Source organism: Xanthomonas bromi (assembly GCF_900092025.1).
In the GTDB taxonomy this organism is placed as follows: Bacteria; Pseudomonadota; Gammaproteobacteria; order Xanthomonadales; family Xanthomonadaceae; genus Xanthomonas; species Xanthomonas bromi.
The window spans coordinates 24413-45016 of sequence record NZ_FLTX01000035.1; the positions used below are offsets into that span (position 1 = coordinate 24413).

The 20604-nt window shown below is 65.1% G+C and carries 17 protein-coding genes and 1 other RNA gene; 8 read left to right on the top strand and 10 right to left on the bottom strand.

Translation table 11 applies throughout. The features are described from left to right. Nucleotides 1–100: 100 nt before the first annotated feature. The 4 genes from XBLMG947_RS10820 (at nucleotide 101) to XBLMG947_RS23625 (ending at nucleotide 6673) form a co-directional block, all read left to right on the top strand. The gene (locus XBLMG947_RS10820) at nucleotides 101–2503 is read left to right on the top strand and encodes a YadA family autotransporter adhesin (protein ID WP_065468531.1); all 2403 of its coding nucleotides are present in this window, start codon (nucleotides 101–103) and stop codon (nucleotides 2501–2503) included. Between the two features lie 50 nt (nucleotides 2504–2553). Further along, nucleotides 2554–4461 carry a S8 family serine peptidase gene (locus tag XBLMG947_RS10825; protein ID WP_065468533.1) on the top strand — a complete coding sequence of 636 codons (1908 nt, stop codon included), beginning with the start codon at nucleotides 2554–2556 and terminating at the stop codon, nucleotides 4459–4461. 98 nt (nucleotides 4462–4559) lie between these two features. Then, nucleotides 4560–6059 (top strand): S53 family peptidase, encoded by a 1500-nt coding sequence (locus XBLMG947_RS10830; RefSeq protein WP_245228153.1) that lies wholly within the window; start codon nucleotides 4560–4562, stop codon nucleotides 6057–6059. A 77-nt stretch (nucleotides 6060–6136) separates the two neighbouring features. Beyond that, nucleotides 6137–6673 (top strand): fibronectin type III domain-containing protein, encoded by a 537-nt coding sequence (locus XBLMG947_RS23625; RefSeq protein ID WP_245228154.1) that lies wholly within the window; start codon nucleotides 6137–6139, stop codon nucleotides 6671–6673. Between the two features lie 71 nt (nucleotides 6674–6744). On the opposite strand, the gene XBLMG947_RS10835 is transcribed toward XBLMG947_RS23625, so the two are convergent. Continuing rightward, on the bottom strand, nucleotides 6745–7281 hold the full coding sequence (locus XBLMG947_RS10835; protein WP_065468658.1) for a DUF6630 family protein: 537 nt from the start codon (nucleotides 7279–7281) through the stop codon (nucleotides 6745–6747). 165 nt (nucleotides 7282–7446) lie between these two features. On the opposite strand from XBLMG947_RS10835, the gene XBLMG947_RS10840 reads away from it, so the two are divergent. Continuing rightward, nucleotides 7447–7713, top strand: coding sequence for a DUF3297 family protein (locus XBLMG947_RS10840; RefSeq protein WP_065468535.1), 267 nt, complete (start codon nucleotides 7447–7449; stop codon nucleotides 7711–7713). Nucleotides 7714–7855: 142 nt separating this feature from the next. On the opposite strand, the gene XBLMG947_RS10845 is transcribed toward XBLMG947_RS10840, so the two are convergent. From XBLMG947_RS10845 to XBLMG947_RS10865, 4 genes are all read right to left on the bottom strand, one after another. Next, nucleotides 7856–8617, bottom strand: a complete 762-nt coding sequence (locus XBLMG947_RS10845) for an ABC transporter permease (RefSeq protein ID WP_065468537.1) — start codon at nucleotides 8615–8617, stop codon at nucleotides 7856–7858. Next, nucleotides 8614–9558, bottom strand: coding sequence for an ABC transporter ATP-binding protein (locus XBLMG947_RS10850; RefSeq protein ID WP_065468539.1), 945 nt, complete (start codon nucleotides 9556–9558; stop codon nucleotides 8614–8616). Before XBLMG947_RS10850 ends, XBLMG947_RS10845 begins: the two co-directional genes overlap by 4 nt. Before the next feature lie 321 nt (nucleotides 9559–9879). Continuing rightward, on the bottom strand, nucleotides 9880–11517 hold the full coding sequence (locus XBLMG947_RS10855) for a Na+/H+ antiporter (RefSeq protein ID WP_065468541.1): 1638 nt from the start codon (nucleotides 11515–11517) through the stop codon (nucleotides 9880–9882). A gap of 484 nt (nucleotides 11518–12001) precedes the next feature. Continuing rightward, a complete protein-coding gene (locus XBLMG947_RS10865; RefSeq protein WP_245228155.1) occupies nucleotides 12002–12586 on the bottom strand; it encodes a hypothetical protein in 585 nt (194 codons plus the stop codon). A gap of 441 nt (nucleotides 12587–13027) precedes the next feature. Between XBLMG947_RS10865 and XBLMG947_RS10870 the strand changes: the two genes are divergently transcribed. Continuing rightward, the gene (locus tag XBLMG947_RS10870) at nucleotides 13028–13585 is read left to right on the top strand and encodes a fasciclin domain-containing protein (RefSeq protein ID WP_065468547.1); all 558 of its coding nucleotides are present in this window, start codon (nucleotides 13028–13030) and stop codon (nucleotides 13583–13585) included. Between the two features lie 503 nt (nucleotides 13586–14088). On the opposite strand, the gene XBLMG947_RS10875 is transcribed toward XBLMG947_RS10870, so the two are convergent. From XBLMG947_RS10875 to XBLMG947_RS10895, 5 genes are all read right to left on the bottom strand, one after another. After that, nucleotides 14089–15534 (bottom strand): UdgX family uracil-DNA binding protein, encoded by a 1446-nt coding sequence (locus XBLMG947_RS10875; RefSeq protein ID WP_065468549.1) that lies wholly within the window; start codon nucleotides 15532–15534, stop codon nucleotides 14089–14091. A gap of 271 nt (nucleotides 15535–15805) precedes the next feature. Further along, nucleotides 15806–17050, bottom strand: coding sequence for a putative DNA modification/repair radical SAM protein (locus XBLMG947_RS10880; RefSeq protein WP_065468552.1), 1245 nt, complete (start codon nucleotides 17048–17050; stop codon nucleotides 15806–15808). Between the two features lie 223 nt (nucleotides 17051–17273). Then, nucleotides 17274–17348: non-coding RNA, sX9 sRNA (locus XBLMG947_RS10885), on the bottom strand. A gap of 60 nt (nucleotides 17349–17408) precedes the next feature. After that, on the bottom strand, nucleotides 17409–18227 hold the full coding sequence (locus XBLMG947_RS10890; protein WP_065468554.1) for a dioxygenase family protein: 819 nt from the start codon (nucleotides 18225–18227) through the stop codon (nucleotides 17409–17411). A gap of 28 nt (nucleotides 18228–18255) precedes the next feature. Continuing rightward, nucleotides 18256–18663, bottom strand: coding sequence for a DoxX family protein (locus tag XBLMG947_RS10895; RefSeq protein ID WP_065468556.1), 408 nt, complete (start codon nucleotides 18661–18663; stop codon nucleotides 18256–18258). 107 nt (nucleotides 18664–18770) lie between these two features. Between XBLMG947_RS10895 and XBLMG947_RS10900 the strand changes: the two genes are divergently transcribed. Both XBLMG947_RS10900 and XBLMG947_RS10905 read left to right on the top strand, forming a co-directional pair. Continuing rightward, entirely contained in the window at nucleotides 18771–19667 is an 897-nt protein-coding gene (locus XBLMG947_RS10900) for a LysR family transcriptional regulator (RefSeq protein WP_065468558.1), read from the top strand. Nucleotides 19668–19970: 303 nt separating this feature from the next. Further along, nucleotides 19971–20540 carry a flavodoxin family protein gene (locus XBLMG947_RS10905; RefSeq protein ID WP_065468560.1) on the top strand — a complete coding sequence of 190 codons (570 nt, stop codon included), beginning with the start codon at nucleotides 19971–19973 and terminating at the stop codon, nucleotides 20538–20540. The last annotated feature ends 64 nt before the right edge of the window (nucleotides 20541–20604 follow it).

The following is a 20604-nucleotide window of genomic DNA, read 5'->3' on the forward strand; positions in this document are numbered from 1 at the left end:
ACGCACTTCGCGCATGCCGACGGAACTCCACATCGACAGGGGGATGTCCTGGAGTCGGGCAGCGCCAGTCGCTCCTTCCACCACGTTCCTGGGGATATCGATGAGCTTCCTGCCTGACCATGCACCGAGCCCGCACCGCGCTCACCTCTCCGCTTCCCGCCTTGCAGGCAACACTGCCTGCATCTCGCCTCCACTGCGGCGCTCGCTCACACGCGCCATCGTCACCGTTCTGTTCCTGGCCAGTGGTGTCGCTACTGCACATGCCGCCACGCCGGCGCCAGCAGCCGTGAACCCGACGAACCAGGCAAGCACCGTCGACACCACGCCGCAGGACGCGGCCGACGATATCGGCAAGCATCTGCAGATCGTCGGTGGCAGCGACCCGTCCGAGGACGTCGGCGCCTTCGCCGGCGAGCCCTATGCGGTGGCCATCGGCGAGGCCAGCAATGCGCTCGGCGAAGGCGGCGTGGCGCTCGGTGCCGGTGCCACGGTGACGGCCAAGAACGCCATCGCCACCGGCTACGCATCTGCGGCAACCGGCGAATCGGCCGTTGCCATCGGCGGCACGACCCAGGTGTTCGACTACAACGATTCCGGCGAGATCATCGGGAGTCACCAGGACTCCACCGAGGCCAGCGGATTCGGTGCGGTGGCGCTGGGCGGCGGCGCCAAGGCCACCGCCGCGCTGGCCACCGCGGTGGGCAGTGGCAGCGAAGCGCGCAGCGTGCAAAGCACAGCGTTGGGCTACCGCGCCCGTGCGTTCGAAGAAGGATCGACCGCAGTGGGCGGCTTGTCGGTGGCCTCGGGCTATCTGTCAACCGCCAACGGCTACTTCGCCCGCGCCACTGCCACCAGCACCGTGGCCATGGGCGTCAACGCCCTGGCCAGCGGGGTCGACAGCGTGGCCATCGGCGGCGTCAGCACCGCCGCAGAGTCGGCCGGCAACAGCAGCAGCCTGACCGCGGCCACCGGTGTCGGTGCGGTCGCGCTGGGCGCAGGCGCGGCCACGCAATCCAACTACGCGATCGCCATTGGCTACAACTCCAACGTCTTCCCCAATCTGCCGGGCAACACCAACTCGGTGGCGATCGGCCACAGCGCCGGCTCGTTCGCTCCCAACACGGTCTCGCTGGGTGCCTATGCCCTGGTACAGGAGCAGGAAGGGATCGCGCTGGGTCACAACAGCTCGGCCTTGACCGCCAACAGTGTGGTCTTGGGCTCCGGCGCCGTCAGCTCCTGGTTCAACCCCAACAGCACCGCGCTGGGCGCGGCCACCCGCACCGATGGCGTCGATGCCACCTCGATCGGCTATGGCGCCAAGGTCGGAGACTGGGTGGACGATGCCTGGAACCGCGCTCCGGTCAGCGCGGTGGCCCTGGGCGCCTTCTCGCATGCGACCCGCAGCTACAGCGTGTCGGTGGGCGATCTTGCGTCCGGACTGACGCGACAGATCACCAGCCTGGCCGCCGGCACCGAAGATACCGATGCGGTCAACCTGGGGCAGTTGCGCAGCGTGGCCTCCGCACTGGGCACCAGCGGCGTGTTCGATGGCCAGGGCAACCTGCTCGGCGGCAGTTATCTGATCGGCGGCAAGACCTATACCGACATCAGCGGTGCGATGGGCGCCATCGATTCGGCATTGATCGGCTTCGGCAACCGGCTAGGCAGCATGACGGCCGTCGCCGGCGGCGAGATGGCCGTCGGCAGCGGCGCCGGGACGCAGGCGCCGACCGTCGGTGCAGGCACCAACGCCGTGGCAGTGGGATCGGGGGCCACCGCCAACGGACAGAACGGCCTGGCGGTCGGCGCTGCGTCGCTGGCCTACGGCCCGCAGGACACCGCGGTGGGCGCCAATGCCAAGGTCAACGCCGACGGCAGTACGGCGGTGGGCGCCAATACCAGCATCGCGGCGCAGGCCACCAATGCCGTCGCGCTGGGCGAAAGCGCCAGCGTGACCGCGGCCTCCGGGACCGCGGTCGGCCAGAACGCCCAGGTGTCGGCCGACAACGCCGTGGCACTGGGACGTGGCGCGGTGGCCGATCGCGCCAACACGGTCTCGGTGGGCAGCGCCGGCGCCGAGCGGCAGATCACCAACGTGGCCGCCGGCCGTTCCGACACCGACGCGGCCAACGTCGCCCAGGTCTCTGCGGGCGATGCGCGCACCTTGAGTTCGGCCAACAGCTATACCGACAGCCGGGTGTCGGCGCTGAGCGACAGCTTCACGCAATTGCACAACGACAGCATGCGCCGCTTCCAGAGCATGGATCGCCGCATCGACCGACTCGGCGCGATGAGCTCGGCGATGCTCAACATGGCCATCAATGCGGCCGGCACGCAAAGCGAACGTGGACGTATCTCCGTCGGCGCCGGCTTCCAGAGCAGCGAGCATGCACTGTCGATCGGTTACGCCCGCAAGATCGGCGAGCGCGCGTCCTTCAGCCTGGGCGGCGCCTTCAGCGGCAGCGATTCCTCCGCCGGCCTGGGCTTCGGCATGGATCTGTGAGCCTGCACCGCACGCACCGCCATCTCTCTCTATCTCCTGGAATTTCGCCCATGAACACCGCCTCTCCGCCGCTCCGGACGCTGTTGCTGAGTGCCCTGCTCGCCACTGCCCCTTTCCAACTCCATGCGGCCGATGCGCTGCTGGAACAACGTGGCCTGGTCGACAGCCCGGCGCCCGCCGGCTCACCCGCGGCCGGCCGCCTCATCATCAAATACAAACCCACCATCGGCTCCAACGCGCTGCGCGAATCCATCCTGTCGTCGGCTGCACGCCGCGCCAATGTGTTGCCTCTGAGCAGCAACGCAGCGCGTAGCGCGCCGGTGGCTGCGCGCGTCCTGCGCACCACCGGCACCGGCGCCAGCGTGCTGCGCCTGACCGGTCACCTGACTGCTGCCGAGCAAACCAAGCTGATGACCGAACTACGTGCCGATCCGGCAGTGGAATACGCGCAATTCGATCGGATGATGCAGCCGGTGCTCGATATGGTTGGGTCGACCGTACTGCCGGCACAGGCGCGTGCAACGGCGCAGGACACCGATCCGCCGGCACCCGATGACAAGCTTTACGCCAAGTATCAATGGCATATGCAGGACAGCACGGGCGGAATCCGCGCGCCCAAGGCCTGGCAGACCTCCACCGGCGCCGGTGTGGTGGTGGCGGTGATCGATACCGGCATCCTGCCCGACCATCCCGACCTGAAGAACAACGACCACATCCTGCCGGGCTACGACTTCATCAGCAACGCAACGGTGTCTCGTCGCGCCACCGACGACCGCGTCCCCGGCGCGCTCGACTATGGCGATTGGATCGAAGACAACAATTCCTGCCTGCAAAGGGCGGGCGATAGTACCTGGCACGGCACCCACACTGCCGGCACGATCGGCGAACTGACCAACAACGGCATTGGCGGCGTCGGCGCCGCGCACGACGCGCAGATCCTGCCGATCCGCGTGCTCGGGCAATGCGGCGGCATGGCCTCGGATATCGCCGATGCGATCGTGTGGGCGTCGGGCGGACACGTCGATGGCGTGCCGGACAATACCCATCCGGCCGAAGTGATCAGCATGAGCCTGGGCGGCCCCGGCAGCTGCGACAGCAATACGCAGCAGGCGATCAATACGGCCGTCGCCAACGGCACCACGGTGGTGGTGGCCGCCGGCAACGATGCCATCGACGCAGCGCAATTCAGCCCGGCCAGCTGCAGCAACGTGATTACCGTGGGTGCCACCCGCATCACCGGCGGCATCACGTTCTATTCCAACTTCGGATCGGTCGTCGACCTTTCAGGACCGGGCGGCGGCGCGACCGACGACACCGGTAATGACGGCTGGGACGGGCTGATCCTGTCGACCGGTTATAGCGGCAAGACCACTCCAACCTCCGGTCAATACAACTATCGCGGTGAGGCCGGAACCTCGATGGCCGCGCCGCATGTCGCAGCCGTCGCTGCATTGGTGCAAAGCGCGTTGGCGAGCGCTGGCAAGACACCGCTCCGCCCATCGCAACTGCAAGCGGTGTTGCGGCAGACCGCACGCGCATTCCCCGTTGCACCGCCGGCGGCGACCCCGATCGGCACCGGCATCGTCGATGCGACAGCGGCGATGGACTACGTCATCAACAATTGCAGCGGCAGCACCTGCAAGCCGTTGACGATCCCATTGAGCAACCGCACGCCGCTCACCGCGCAAAGTGCCGGTGTCGACGAGGAGCGCTTGTATAGCTATACCGCCACCGCGGGGACGCCGTTGAACGTGATCTCCTACGGCGGCGGCGGCAATGTCGCCGTGTACGTGAAGTTCGGGGCCGAACCCACCACCAGCAGCTACGACCTGCGCTCGGTCCGCGCCGGCAATGCGCAGACGGTGCGGCTGCCATCGCCACAGGCCGGCACCTACTTCATCAAGCTGGTCGGCGGCGACGGCGGTTTCAGCAATGTGTCCTTGATGGCCCGGCAGTGATCTAGCGGGCATCGCTCCGGCGCGGCAGGCATGCAGCAGTTCGCTTCATGTCTGCCGCCCGACAACGTTGTGCTCATCCATCCAAACGAGGATCTCCCATGCAGAAACGTTCTAGATTCCAACGCGCACCGCTGCACCTGACCTGCCTTGCCGTTCTCGCCGGTGTTGCCGCACCGGCGATCGCCGCGCCGTCGGCCACGCCGGCCGCGCATCAGGACGCCGCACCACTCGCCCACTTGCCTGCGCAGTTGCGCAGCGCGCAAAAGCTCGGTGCGTTGGCACCCAGCACCGCGATCAGCCTGGTGATGACCCTGCCGTTGAAGGACGGCGCAGGCGCTTACGACTATGCAATGCGCGTCTCGCGTCCAGGCGATGCGCTCTATGGCCATTACCTGACGCCGGCGGAATTCACCGCCCGCTTCGGTGCGCGCCAGGACGCCATCGCTGCGGTCAAGGCCTTCGCGCAGGCGCATGGCATGCAGGTCAGCAGCGTCGGCGGCGCGGGCTCGCTGATCACCTTGAAGGCATCGGCGGCCACGTTCGCACAGCATCTGGGCGTGACCTTCAATCGCTACCAACGCAGCGACGGCAAGACGTTCTTTTCGGCAGATCGACAACCGCAATTGCCCAGCGCGCTGGCCGGGCATGTCGGCGGCATCGTCGGACTGCACGACACCGTCCGCTTCGCACCGCTGGCCATCCGCGCGCCGACCGATCTGGCGGCACGCGCCGCCATTGCCGAAACTGGCGCCCGCCGCGGTTCGCCGGATGCCACCCAGGCCATCGGCCACGGCCCCAACGGTGGCCTGAGTCCGCAGGACCTGCGCCGTGCCTATGACATTCCCGATCAACTGGCCGCGGGCAAGCAGGAGACCCTGGCCCTGTTCGAGCAAGGCGGCTTCCTGCCCAGCGACATCGCCACCTACGTCAAGCAGTTCGGCTTGCCGAACGTGCCGGTGAAGGTGCGCAACGTCAATGGCTATGCCGGTGCCGTCAACGATCCAAGCGTCGCCGTCGAAGCCGCGCTGGACATCGACATGGCGATCGCCGTGAACCCGCAGTTGCGGCAGATCCAGGTCTACGAGGAAGGCGACGACCCGTTCCCGGTAGCCCTGCTGTCGTCGTTGGGTGCCATGGCCGACGACAACACCGCCCAGACGGTCAGCATTTCCTATGGGATCGACGAGGAATTCATGGGCGACGCCGCGCTGGCCGCAGAAGGCCAGGTGCTGGCCCAGATGGTGGCGCAGGGCCAGGGGGTCTATGTCAGTTCGGGCGATCAAGGTGCCTACGGGCGCAGCGGCAGCGGCCTGCATGTCGAGGACCCCGGTAGCCAGCCGTTGGTGACGTCGGTGGGCGGCACGACGCTGTTCACCGAGCCCACCGGCGGCTACTTTGGCGAGGAGGCCTGGAACCAGCTTGGCGCAGGCTACGGCGCCACCGGTGGCGGCATCAGCAGCTACTGGCCGCTACCGGACTACCAACTGGTTCCGGGCGCCGACGGCAAACTCGTCTCGATCGCCGCTGCGAACCAGGGATCGTCCGCGCGCCGCAATGTGCCCGACATCGCTGCAGTGGCCAGCCCAAGACACCGGTAGCGATCTATTCGGCGCTGGAAGGCGGCTGGATCACTCTGGGTGGGACCAGCGTCTCGGCACCGATCTGGGCCAGCTTCATGTCCATCGCCGACCAGGCGCACCAGGCTGCCGGACTGGGCCGGATCGGCTTCGCCAATCCGTTCCTCTACGAAGGTCTCAAGGGCACGGTGTCCTTTGACACCAATGACGTGCTCGATGGCAACAATGGCAACGCCAACCTGTTCGACGGCGTGGCGGGTTTCAACGCCGGCCAGGGCTACGACAATGTCACCGGTCTGGGATCGATGCTGTCGTCCTCGCTGCTGGTCGACTCTCTGTTGGAGGTTCATGACAGCAGCACGCCCCCACCGAACCAGGCGCGCGGCGTGCATGCCAGCACCACGGCCACAACCAGCACGGTGCAATGGACCGCCACGAACACCGCGACCGGCTATGCGATCATCGCGCAGGACAACGCCACCGGTGCGTACACATCCTATGCGGTGTCGCGCGGCACACGCTATACGCTCGGCGGACTTAAGCCGAACACCTTCTACACGATGTACGTGGTCGCGTTGAACAGAGGGGGGGCCACCGTGGGCTCGCCGGCGGTCGTCAAGACGGCCAAGAGCTGACCTGCACAGCAGACGCCGCCCGGGCTACGGCCCGGGCGGCAGCGGCCTGCAAGACGTTTTGTTAGCCGCCCTTAGAACGGATCGCTGCCCGGACGCAGATCCGCGCCCAGGATCGCGGCCAGCCGCTGCATGTCCTCGTCGTTGCGGCTGAGCGCCATCCAGCCGGCGCGGTCGTCGCTGCCGGTATCCCAGCACCACAGGGTGTAGCCGTATTCGCGCAGGCGGTCGTAGGCCACCGTCAGCAGCGCGGCGGTGTCGTTGGCGGCCAGGAAGTCGTCATCGTCGATGTCGCCGCCCCAGTCGATCCGCAGGTTCCAGCGCGCGGCCAGTTCGTCGATCGCACTGATCAGCGTTTCGCTATCGCTCCCATCTACAAAGAACCCGGAACGCCAGTCGATCGCATCCTTCAGCGCCCATAACCACGCATCGCCTTCGGTCTCGCCGGCGCTCTCGCGATAGGCATCGAACTGGCGCAGCGCGGTCTCTTCGTCGCCTGGATTGATCAGCAGCAGCAGGTTCCAGATCAGTCCATGATGAGTGTCCGGATCGTCGTCGCTGTCGCCGCTCAGGTCATCGGGCTCATCGTAGTCGGCGCTGTTGTCGGGCATCACGGTCTCACTTCCACAGATCACAAGACGCAAGTGTGAGGCCTGATGGCGCGCAAGCAAACCGATGCGCGCACGCAACTGCATCGCCGAGGCTGGTCTTCACGGCGCAGGTCCGTATCCTGTGCAGCCGAAGACGGCTATCCCGGCCGCCATGACGCCATTCCCATGAGCGATACCCCTCCCGATCACCTGGCCATCGACGCGCGCAGCCCGTTCCACGATGCGCAAGCCCTCAATCGCGGCGTCGGCGTGCGCTTCAACGGTGTCGAACGCGACAACGTGGAGGAATACTCGGTCAGCGAAGGCTGGATCAAGGTGCAGGTCGGCAAGGCGCGCGACCGTCGCGGCAACCCGATGACGATGAAGATCAAGGGCGAAGTGGCGGCCTATTACCTGGACACCAAAAACGACGCCAAGCCAGCCGCCGAGTAACCGCGCGACGGAGAAATCGCCGCGCCCAACACGCGCGCCAGCGCGGCCAATACGCCGATGCCCTACAGCGCCGTCAATCGCGGCGCCGCGCAGTCCGCCGCGCGACAACGCACGACTCCGGCGACACCGGAACCGGCACGACTCAGGCCTTGAGCCGATAGCCGCTGCGGAAGATCGCCGCCACCACGCCCAGGCACACCAGCAGGAACACGAACGTCATACCGGTGCTCACCGCAATATGCACGTCGGCCTTGCCGTAGAAACTCCAGCGGAAGCCACTGATCAGGTACACCACCGGGTTGAACAGTGTGACCTTCTGCCACAGCGGCGGCAGCATGTTGATCGAGTAGAAACTGCCGCCCAGGAAGGTCAGCGGCGTCACCACCATCAACGGAATCACCTGCAGTTTCTCGAAGCCATCGGCCCAGATGCCGATGATGAAACCGAACAGGCTGAAGGTCAGCGCGGTGAGCACCAGAAAGCCCAGCATCCACACCGGGTGGGCAATCTCGTAGGGCACGAACAGCCGCGCGGTCAGCAGGATCAACAGCCCCAGCATCACCGACTTGGTTGCGGCCGCGCCCACGTAGCCGATCACGATCTCCCACCACGCCACCGGCGCGGACAGCACCTCGTAGATCGTGCCGGCCCAGCGCGGCATGTAGATGCCGAACGAGGCATTGGAAATGCTCTCGTTGAGCAGCGACAGCATCACCAGCCCGGGAATGATGAAGGCGCCGTAGCTGATGCCGTCGATAGCGCCCATGCGCGAGCCGATCGCCGCACCGAACACCACGAAGTACAACGAGGTCGACAACACCGGCGAGGCGATCGACTGGGTCAGCGTACGGAACGCGCGCGCCATTTCGAACCGGTAGATCGCCGCAATCGCATGCAGGTTCATGCGCGCACCTCCGGCTGACGTGCACCATGCACCAGGTTGACGAAGATCTCTTCCAGCGAACTTTCGCTCGAATGCAGGTCCTTGAAATCGATGCCCTGCTCGTTGAGCCGGCGCAGCAACGCGCCGATGCCGGTCTGCTCGGCCTGGGTGTCGAAGGTGTAGATCAGGCTGTTGCCATCGGCCGAGAGTTCCAGCGGCAGGTCCGCCAGCGTGGCGGGCACTGCCTGCAGCGGAGATTGCAGGCTCAACGTCAGCTGCTTCTTGCCGAGCTTGCGCATCAGCGTGTGCTTGTCTTCCAACAGCACCAGCTCGCCGCGATTGATGACGCCGACGCGGTCGGCCATGTCTTCGGCCTCTTCGATGTAATGGGTGGTCAGGATGATGGTGGTGCCCTGCTCGCGCAGCCGGCGCACCATCTGCCACATGTCGTGACGCAGCTCCACGTCCACCCCGGCGGTGGGCTCATCCAGAAACAGGATGCGCGGCTCGTGCGCCAGCGCCTTGGCGATCAGCACACGCCGCTTCATGCCACCGGAGAGCGTGGAGATCTTGTTGTTGCGTTTGTCCCACAGCGATAGCTCGCGCAGGATGGTTTCCAGGTATTGCGGGTTGGCCGGCTTGCCGAACAGCCCGCGGCTGAAACGCACCGTGGCCCAGACCGTTTCGAACGCATCGGTGGCCAGTTCCTGCGGCACCAATCCGATGCTGGCGCGCGCGGCGCGGTAGTCGCGCACGATGTCGTGGCCGTCGGCCAGGACGGTGCCGGTGCTGGGGTTGATCAGCCCGCAGACGATGCTGATCAAGGTGGTCTTGCCGGCACCGTTGGGGCCGAGCAGCGCGAAGATCTCGCCGCGCCGGATCTCAAGATCCACCTGTTTGAGCGCCTGGAAACCGCCAGCGTAGGTCTTGCTCAAGCCCTGGATGGAAACGATCGAAGTCATGGGTCCGACACGAGAGACGATAAGCGCCACAGGGTAGGCGGTGCGCCGTGACGATGGGAGTGGCGCAGATGGGATGCTGTCTCCCGACCCATATGTGCCTGGTGCTTGGTCCCCGCTGCACACGGACAAGACCGGCAGATTGCGCGTTGCGTCCGCTCACGGGCTGCGCTGCTTACATCCTTGTGGCGCGCGGTGTCGTAGGAGCGCACCCGGGCGCGAGATGCGTTTTCTGGACAGCCCCGTCGCGCCCGGGTGCGCTCCCACAAGAAACGGCGCCACTGCTCTGGCTCTTGCGATTCCCCATTCCCGATTCCCGCGCGCTCAAGCGCGCTTACGCGACTCGATCAGATCCAGATTGCGCACCAGCCGGCGCGACAAGTCGTCGGAAATTTCGTGGCGGCGCGCAAGCTTGAACAGCTCGTTGCGCTCGGCCACCAACGCCGCATGCCGAAACTGCCGCAGCGCCTTTTCGTAGGCAACCGCCTCTTCCGGATCGGTCTCGGCCATGTCCACCGCGCCCAGCTTGCGCTGATAGCGCTGACTGACCTGATTGGCCGCCGCGTTGTAGCGCTCGGCATGTTTACTGCCGTCCACCAGCCGCTGCCGCAATTTTTCCACTGCATCCAGCGCGGCCTGCGAAGCGGATTTCACTGCCAGGTCTTCCTTGAGCTGCTCGTCTTCTTCTTCGGGCAGCTCCAGCCCGCGCAACAGCTGCGGCAACGCGACGCTGGCCACCAGCAACGACACCAGGATCACCGAAGCAGCCAGGAAGATCGCCAACTGCCGGGCCGGGAACGGCGAGCCGTCTTCCAGCATCAACGGCAGCGTGAGCACGCCTGCCAGGGTGATCGCGCCGCGCACGCCAGCCAGCGACACCGCCACCACGATCCGCCACGGCGGGCTGACATGCGCCTCGCCGCGTCGCTGCGCCTTGAAGATGTTCCAGCGCAGCGACAGGAACACCCACACGAAACGCAATGCCATCAGGCTGGCGCTGATGGTCGCCACGTACACCGCCAGCCACCACGGATTGAGGTGCCCGGCTTCCTGCACGCTGCGCACCGCACCGTCCAGAATGCCCGGCAGTTGCTCGCCCAGCAGCACGAAGATGATGCCGTTGAAGGTGAACTGCACCGTGTCCCACACTGCCGAGCGCTGCAGGCGCATGTTGCCCGGCGCGTTACCGGCCATTTCCACGTAGCTCATGGTGATGCCGGCCGCGACTGCAGCCAGGATGCCCGACGCATGGAAGGCTTCGGCCAGCAGATAGGCGGCGAACGGCGTCAGCAGATTGACCAGGATCGCCGAACCGGGTTCTTCGCCGAAGTGGCGCCAGATCCAGGCCTGGACCCGGCTCAACCCGAAGGTGGTCGCCACGCCCAGGGCCAGCCCGGCCAGCGCCACCCACAGGAAGGTGAGCGACGCGGTGGCGATCGAAAAGGTACCGGTCAGCACCGCGGCCACCGCGAACTGGAAGCACACCAGGCCCGACGCATCGTTGAGCAGCGACTCGCCTTCCAGGATGTGCATCAGGCGCTTGGGAATCGACACCTTGGAGGCGATCGACGACACCGCCACCGGGTCGGTGGGTGAAATGATCGCCGCCAGCGCGAACGCCACTGCCAGCGGCATCGCCGGAATCAGCCAATGGATGAAGAAGCCGGCGCCAAGCACGGTAAAGATGACCAGCCCCAATGCCAGTTCCAAGATCGCCGCCTTATCGCGGAACAGGCCTTGTTTGGGAATGCGCCAGCCATCCAGAAACAGCAGTGGCGGCAAGAACAACAGGAAGAACAGTTCCGGCTGCAGTTCGTGCCCCGCATCGAACACGCCGGAGATCACCGCGCCTAGCGCGATCTGGACCAACGGCAACGGCAGCGAGAACGGCAGGATGCGGATGACATAACCGCTGGCCGCGACCGCCAGCAACATGGCGAGGACGACATCGATCGAATGCATGAAAAACCCGGAAAGAAGAGACGGCCGCACGTGCGGGCTAGCATATTGCGACGCACAACGACGTGCCTACCGGAACATACCGGTTTGCAACCGACGATGAAACCACCGCACCGCAGGGGACCGAGCGCGGTGCTGCGGAATGATCGCCACCACGGCGTCGGGCTGCAGCGCGGTGGCGGTTGTCTGTGGATCAGACACCGTCGCTGCCCGATGCAGAGGCCGGGCCGACGACGCGGCATGCTTCATCAAGACAGATGACCCGCAGCGCCATGACCACTGCGCCAGCGTGGCACTGCAATCGTTCCGCAATGCGCATGCGCACTGCAGGCAGCAGGCAGCAGGCAGCAGGCAGGCGATGATCCATCGCCAAGGCCAACGCCCGCTCTGTCGCCTGGAGCGCCGCGCCGCCGAAGCCACCGACACGTGATCGCTCGCAACCGCACCCATGCCGGCCGCATGCCCGCGCAAACTGGCGCAACGAAGATCAGCGGTAGCGAAGGTGCCTGTTCGCATGCCGCGTCGATTGCCGAGCGCCCTCGACCGGCACCAGGAAGGTCGCTTCATGCAATTTCAGCTTGGAGTCGTAGTGACTCACCGTCACCTTGACCGCCCTGACCTTCTTCTTGAAGGCGTACGGCCACTGCGCGCCCACCATCTCCTGCCCGATCTTCTGACCGTCAGCGTCTTCGACGAGCGTGATGCGCACGGGGTAATTGCCTGCGCCGCGGTTGTCGGCATCGTTGGCATCGAACACGTCGATATGCGCTTTCGAAAACGCCAGCGTCGACGGGCCGCCGTCCTTGTTGTTGGCGCTGTCGTCGAATCCGACGTTCTTGTAGCGATAGGTCAGCAGGATCACTTGCGTAGGAACCCAGGAGCCGCCGCCATGATTGGGAATTTTCACCTTGGCCACGCGTGCGGAATCAACGGTGAATTCCCACTCCCTCGGGACTCTCCATTTCTGCCCTGGTCGATAGGTCTCATTCGCAGGAACAGCAGCGGTCGCTGATGGCGCAGGCGTGACGGCTGATGCCTGTGCAGCGCCGAATACCGCCAGCGTGCCTGCCAACAGCAGTGTCGGCAGCACCCATCGATTGGATTCGCTCTTTTTGGTTTTCATGTTTTACGGCCTATCAGCACTGATGATCGTGCAAGGGCGTCAACACTACTTGCACCGCCCGCGTCGCTTTTGCCGATCGCGAACATTCGTGCCGCATTAGGGAGGTCGTGCGATAGCGACGATGCCTCTGGACGTTGTGACAGCTGATCGCGCGCCGTGCATTGCAGTTTCGCAGTCCAGTTTTTAAGCCGTCGGTCGGCATGTATGGTTATCGGTGCTCGAACAGACTCAACCACGCGACACCCGATCAAGGTCGCTACGGAATGCGACGACATTGCAGCGCAGCATGCTTATGTAAAAAACGCGTGATGCATCCGCGCCGCATCCGGCCGCGTATCAAGATCCACGATTGCCATCCAGGTAATCGCTCACCCAAAGGATCGATGCCTCATGAAGACCTCATTCCAGTCGCTTGCCCTCGCCACCGCCATTGCCCTTACCAGCGCGATGGCTCCCGCCTACGCGGCGTCCAATCCGATGGTGGGTGGCGCGCCGATGCTGGCGACCAAGGACATCGTCGACAACGCAGTCAACTCCAAGGACCACACCACGCTGGTGGCAGCGGTCAAAGCCGCTGGCCTGGTGGATACCTTGAAGGGCCCGGGCCCGTTTACCGTCTTCGCCCCGACCAATGCCGCGTTTGCCGCATTGCCGGCCGGCACCGTGGACACGCTGCTCAAGCCCGAATCCAAGCCGACGCTGACCAAGGTACTGACCTACCACGTGGTACCGGGCAAGGTGGATGCCGCCTCGTTGATCGCCAAGATCAAGGCCGGCGGCGGCAGCGCCACGCTGACCACCGTGCAGGGCGAACCGCTCACTGCAAAGCTCAATGGCAAGAAGGTCACCATTACCGACGTCAAGGGCAATACCGCCAACGTCACCATTGCCGATGTCATGCAGAGCAATGGCGTGATCCACGTGGTGGACAAGGTGTTGATGCCGTAATTGCCTGCAGTTCCACGGCGCTGCGTGCTTGCTGACGCATGCACGATGCCATCGGCGGAATGCGATTGTTCCGCCGATGGCGTAGTGCTTTTCTGCAAGAGCGTGATCGAATCAGACGCACTATTTGAAGCGGTTGGCGATCCATCGCGCGACCGCCGCGCAGACCTGGAAAGTGCTCGACATCGACAGGGAAGACGCCTTGTCTATGTCGCTGACGGGCACCTATCGCGCAACACCTGACGACTGCCCGGCACATTCTGTTGGCCACTGTTGATCAGTACATCTGCGGCAATGGATCTGCGGACTTCTGCGATGCACACCGGTGCGCGCAAGCGTTCATTCGACCAAGCTGTGCGTTGCTCGAATCAGCCTCCAGCAACCACCACACAACCGCGAAGCGGCGATGATGGAGTGACCGGCATGCCGGTGGCTCCGTTTGGTGCCTGATGCTCAGACACCGCGCGCGTGCAGTTGCACGCGTATTTCTTTGCCTGCGTCGCGCATTACCTGTCTCGCTTGATCGGTCGGTCCTGCGGCTGCGGCGGGTCCAGCAATTGGCGGAGATCTTCGACAAATCCGCGATAGGCTTCTTCGCGCGCATCCGTCGATGGCTGCCGCAATACCCACGATGGATGCACGGTGGTCAAGACCGGTGTGCCATCGTCCAGGCGCTGCCACTGCCCGCGTTCGCGCATCAATCGAAAGCTGCTCCCCAACACTGCCTGCGCCGCAGTCGCGCCCAGGCAGACGATCTGCGCTGGACGCAAGTGCGTCCGCTCGGCCTGCAACCAGCCACTGCACGCCTGCACATGCGCACGCTCCGGATTGCGGTGCAGCCGCCGCTTGCCGCGTTGTTCGAAACGAAAATGCTTGACCGCATTGGTCACGTAGAACGTCTCGCGACCGACCCCCAGCTCGCCCAGCGCTATGTTGAACAGGCGCCCTGCGGGCCCGACGAACGGACGCCCGCTCAAGTCCTCTTCATCGCCCGGCTGCTCGCCGATCACCATCACCGCTGCATCGTCGGGCCCTTCGCCGAAGACCGTCTGCGTCGCCGGTTGCCACAGGTCGCATCGCCGGCAATCGCGTGCAGCGCTACGCAACTGGGACAGACTGTGGGTGGCCACGTCCGGCACTGGCGCAGGCGCCGCCGGCACCCGCCGCCGCACGGGCTCGGGCGCGCGCTCGGCCATCTCGCGCACGCGCACGCCGGCGTCGCGGATCAGCTCCGGCAATAGCGTGGCTTCGGGCAGGTTCTTCCAGTATTTCTGCGGCATTTCCTGCCGCATCATGGTCGGATTGAGCCGCGCTGGATTGAAGATATGCGCGTAATAGGTGCGCCACAGCGTTTCCTGCGCATCGTCGGCCGGCACCTGCGTGCGCACCGCGCCTTCGCCGAAGTTCAGCGCCTCGCCATCCCAGCGCACGCTGCGGTAAGGGGTCAGGATCGCCCAGTGCATGCCGGCAAACCGGCGAGCGAAAAACGGCGCCACCCGGTCCACGATGCAGTGCTCGGGCTCGAACCAGGCAACAAAGTCTTCTTCTTCGCCGGGCAACCGGCGAAAGCGCACGAAGGCCTTCATCTTGTGCGTATCGCGCTGCACCGCTTTCTGCCACTGCCGGAGCCGGTGCACATCCACATCGGTGGCACGCTCCAGCAATGCCTTTTCGCCGGAGGCGACGCGCCACAGCAATCGATACAGCACGGCGTGCCGTTGCGGATCGCGATGACACAGCACCGACGCCGCCAACTGCATGAAATCCGCCGAGACCCGTGGTGGCGGCACCACAGCCGGCAATTCCGACAGCCCCTGCCCCCTCAACAGTCCGCCCTGCGCACCGCCGTTCCAGGCCACATCATCCGGCTCCACCTGCGCGCACCACCCTGCCCGCGCCAACGCACGCCAGGCCTCGAAACTCCACGGTGGTTCCACCTCAGCGCTGAACATCGGTTGCCTTATCTCTTGTCTGGATGCCGAGACGCGCTTTCGAACCGCACGGCCGCGCATTGCCGTTTGCCCGAACGCACGTTACCCGTGCTGGCGGGGTTGGACGCTATTTGATAGGGAATTTGGGGTCGGTGAATCGCAACAGTCGGGCAATGCGTTTGCGTAACGACTGACGTTTATCGGCATCGCCGCAGGCGAACGTACCTCATCCGCCCTTCGGGCATCTGCTCCCTGTGGGAGAAGAAGGCAGCACCGAAGCGTGCGGACACGATCAGTCGAACAGACTCGCTTGCCGCGGCGCTGGCGCCAATTGCGCACGCAACCTCACTGGATCGTCCAGCCGTTGGCGCGGATGGTGATCGAGCACGCTCACGAACGGCAACAGTTTTTTCATCGGCACCCGCAGCCGTGCCAGGTCGCCGACGCGCAGCCGCGCATGCCGTCGCGACAACAACAGCCGCTCCACGTTGCGTGTGCCCAGGCCGGGCACGCGCAGCAGCATCTCGCGCGGTGCCGCATTCAAATCCACCGGAAACCGCTCCGGGTTGCGCAATGCCCAGGCCAGCTTGGGGTCCACGTCCAGATCGAGCATGCCGCTGGACTGCGCCGGCGCGATTTCTTCCACGCTGAACTCGTAGAAGCGCAGCAACCAGTCGGCCTGATACAACCGATGTTCGCGTTGTAGCGGCGGCGCCTGCAGCGGCAATTTGGACGAGGCATCCGGGATCGGACTGAAGGCCGAGTAGTACACCCGACGCATGCGGTAATTGCCGTAGAGATTGTGGCTGGTATCCAGAATGCTGCGGTCGTTGGCATCGTCGGCACCCACGATCATCTGCGTGCTCTGCCCGGCGGGTGCGAAGCGCGGCGGCTTGGCGCGGCGCACTGTTTCAGCCTTGCGTTCCAGCTGATTTTCCTCGATGCGCCAGCGCAACTCGCCCATCGCCGAGCGGATGCCGCCCACGCTCTTTTCCGGCGCCAGCAGCGTCAGGCCCTGCTCGGTGGGCAATTCCACGTTGATGCTCAGGCGATCGGCATAACGCCCGGCAGCCGCCAGCAACTCCGGCGTCGCATCCGGGATGGTCTTGAGGTGGATATAGCCGGCGAAGTGGTGCACCTCGCGCAGTTGCCGCGCCACTTCCACCAGCTGCTCCATGGTGTAGTCGGAGTTGCGGATGATGCCGCTGGACAGGAACAGACCTTCGATGTAATTGCGCTTGTAGAAATCCAGCGTCAGCGTGACCACTTCTTCCGGCGTGAAGCGCGCGCGGCGCACATTGCTGGACACGCGATTGACGCAATACGCGCAGTCGAAGATGCAGAAATTGGTCAGCAGGATCTTCAACAGCGACACGCAGCGACCATCGGGCGTATACGAGTGGCAGATGCCCATGCCCTCGGTGCTGCCGATGCCGCCGGTGCCCAGCGAATTGCGCTTGTTGGCGCCGCTGGAGGCACAGGAGGCGTCGTATTTGGCGGCGTCGGCGAGGACGGCGAGCTTGTCGAGGATTTTCACACGGGCAGCTTGCAGCGGTGGCGTCTCAGCCTATGAGATTCGTCCGCACCCGCTCGTGAATGCTTCAGAGCGCTGCGGCACCAGCGTGGTGCCTGCAGCGCTCGCGCCGGCATCGCACCGGCAACTCCCACTTGACACGCGCCACTGCGCCATCACCGATGCGCACGGCAGCACTCAGCTGAAAGACGCCGACGCGCCCGCTTCCGTACCCGGCGCCAAGAGCGGTTAACAAAACGCCGCGAGCGGTCGTCAGGTGGGTGCGGGCGGCGCGGGGGACCAGAGCGTACAAGCAGTACAGGCCGATTCCGGGCACCGACCGGGCCTGCCTGGCGGCAGCGCAGTAGTGTTGTCAGATGCTCTAAACCGCCATTGGGTCGGCCACCGCTGCATGGCCGTCGAAGCGATAGAGATCCATCGCCAGGAACCCCGCATCGATGCCGGCGTCGATGCGCTGCGCGTCGAGCCGGTCGTCGCCGGCCGCGCCCATCGCCACGTACAGCGGCAAGAAGTGCTCATCGCTGGGATGTGCGCGTTCGGCATGCGGTGCCTGGCGGCGGTAGTCCAGCAGCGCGGCGACGTCGTTGTCCAGCAGCTTGCGTTCGATCCACTCGATGAAGGGCCGCACGTACGGCGCTTCGCGCTCGGCGCTGTAGCCGTGACGGAAATCGTGCAGGTTGTGGGTGATGCTGCCCGAACCGATCACCAGCACGCCGTCATCGCGCAACGGCGCCAGCGCGCGGCCCACCGCGAACTGATGCGCCGGACCAAGCTCGGGCTGAATCGACAGCGACACCACCGGGATGTCGGCATCGGGATACAGCAAGCGCAGCGGCACCCAGACGCCGTGATCGAAACCGCGCTGCGGATCCAGATGCGGATGCAGGCCGGCCTGCTCCAGCCGGCGCACGATCTGCTGCGCCAGGGCCGGCTCGCCGGGCGCCGGATAGTCCAGCGCATACAACGGTGCCGGGAAGCCGCCGAAATCGTGAATGGTGGGCGGCCGTGCCGCACCACTGACCAACGGGCGGCGCCCCAACCAATGCGCGCTCGCCACCACGATGGCGCGCGGCCGCGGCAATACCTGCCGCAATTCCGCCAGCCGCTCGCCCACCTGCCCCGGCTGCAGTGCAGTCATCGGCGAACCGTGCGAGATATACAGGGAGGGCAAGCGGGTCATGGGCAGCTCCTTGATGAATGAAACAGCATCAGCGCGTCGGCTTCAATGCGAACGCGCCGTCGCCGAGCAACGCCTGCACGATCAGCAGCACCGCCCATAACGCCGGGTATTCCCAGCCACCGCCCGGGTTGGAGAAACCAAACCCGTTGGCGCCATGCACGCTGACAATCGTGCCGAGCAGCAGCGGGACCCCGAGCAGCGCCACCCAGCGCGCATGGATGCCCAGCAGCAGGGACACACCAAGGCCCAGTTCCAGCGTCATGCTGATGTATGCCAACCCGCCGGGCAGGCCGAGCGACTGGAAATAGGCCACGGTGCCGGCCGGGGTGAACACCAACAGTTTGGTCAGACAGTGCACCAGAAACAGTACGCCCAGGCTGACGCGCAGCAGGGCGGTGCCATAGGCAACGGAACGCGGAGATGCGGGGGTGGTCATCGTGGCGGACTCCTGTGAGGACAACGGCAGCTTATTCCTTGCAGAATTTTGATAAATACGCTTACTTCAGATAATTTATTTCACTTAATGAAACAATTGGAGCTGTCATGGATACCCTCGACGCGATGCGCGTGTTCGCCGCCGTGGCCGAGCGCAGCGGCTTCAGCGCCGCCGCCGATGCGCTGGACCGCTCCACCGCCAGCGTCACCCGCCAGGTCGCCGCGCTCGAACAGCGGCTCGGCACCCGCCTGCTCAACCGCACCACCCGCCGGGTCAGCCTGACCAGTGCCGGTAGCGCCTACTACCAGCGCTGCCTGCAGCTGCTCGCCGATCTGGACGACCTGGAAGCCACCATTGGCGCACAGGCGCTGGAGCCGGCCGGCGTGCTGCGGGTGAATGCGCCGGTGAGTTACGGCATCGAGCGTCTGGGCGCGTTGCTGCCGGGCTTTCGCGCGCGCTACCCACAGGTGGAACTGGACCTGTCGCTGTCCGACCGCCTGGTCGACATGGTCGAAGAAGGCTTCGACGTCGCCATCCGCATCACCCGCCAGCCGGCGCCGATGCTGATCGCGCGGCAGTTGGGCAAGGTACGGATACTGCCGTGCGCGTCGCCGGCCTATCTGGCGCGTGCGGGCACCCCGCAACACCCATCGGATCTGGCCGGCCACGAATGCCTGCTCTACCACTATTCGCCCACCGGCGATGAGGTGCGCTTTCACGGGCCCGAAGGCGATATCGATGTACGCCTGCATGGCGGCCTGCGCGCCAACAACGGGCATGTGCTGAACGCTGCCGCGCTGGCCGGACAGGGCATCGTGATGCAGCCGGACTTCCTGGCCGAATCGCATATCGCAACTGGACGCCTGGTGCGCATTCTTCCCGAATACACGCTTGGTGAAATCGGCATCTTTGCGGTCTACACCAGCCGCAGCCACCTGGCGCCGAAGGTGCGCAGCTTCATCGATTACCTGATCGCATGCATGGACGAGCCAAAAACTGATTGAGCATTGAGGGCGACGCAAAGAAACACGTCACGCATCTGGCACGTGCATGCAATCGCAGCCGGTCGTCGGCAACCAATCGATCCAGACAGATGCCGACGTACGGACACGCAACGATCACAACAGGTCCTGCGTCATGTGACACAAGCACCTGTGTATCCAGGCAACACGCAGCACCTGGGCAGACACATCACGCTTAGCCAAGCCCAGCAAACGACCGCGGCAACAGTTCGTCCCGTGCGTGGTCATTCTGCTGCCGTAAACGGTATGCGCACAATTCGGTTCCCTCGTTCAACAGGAATGTCCATGAGCAAGATCGCCATCGTGTATTTCAGCGGCTACGGCCACACCGTCAAGCAGGCCGAAGCCGTGCAGGCCGGCGCAGCCAGCGTTGGCGAGGCCACGCTGTACCGCATCGACCAGGACGGCAACCCGCCCGACGACGCCTGGGAAGCGATCGGTGCCGCCGACGCCATCATCTACGGCAGCCCCACCTACATGGGCGGACCGGCGTGGCAGTTCAAGAAATTCGCCGATGCCAGCTCCAAGCCGTGGTTTGCGCAGGCATGGAAGGACAAGGTCGCTGCCGGTTTCACCAATTCGGCATCGGCGAACGGCGACAAATACGGCACCATCCAATACTTCTGGACGCTGTCGCAGCAGCATGGCCAGATCTGGGTGGGCACCGGGCTGCCGCCAGCCAACACCAAGGCGCACGGCCCGCAAGACGTGAACTGGACCGGTGGTTGGGGCGGCGCGCTGGCAATTTCGCCGTCGGACGCATCGCCGGATGAAGCGCCGCGCAGCGGCGATCTGGAGACGGCCAAGCTGTTCGGCAAGCGCGTTGCCGAGGTCGCCGCCAAGCTCAAGGGCTGATCGCACGTCACACCAGCCCGCGCAAATCGGCAGCATTGCCTGCCGACCTGCGCGGGCTGTGCGT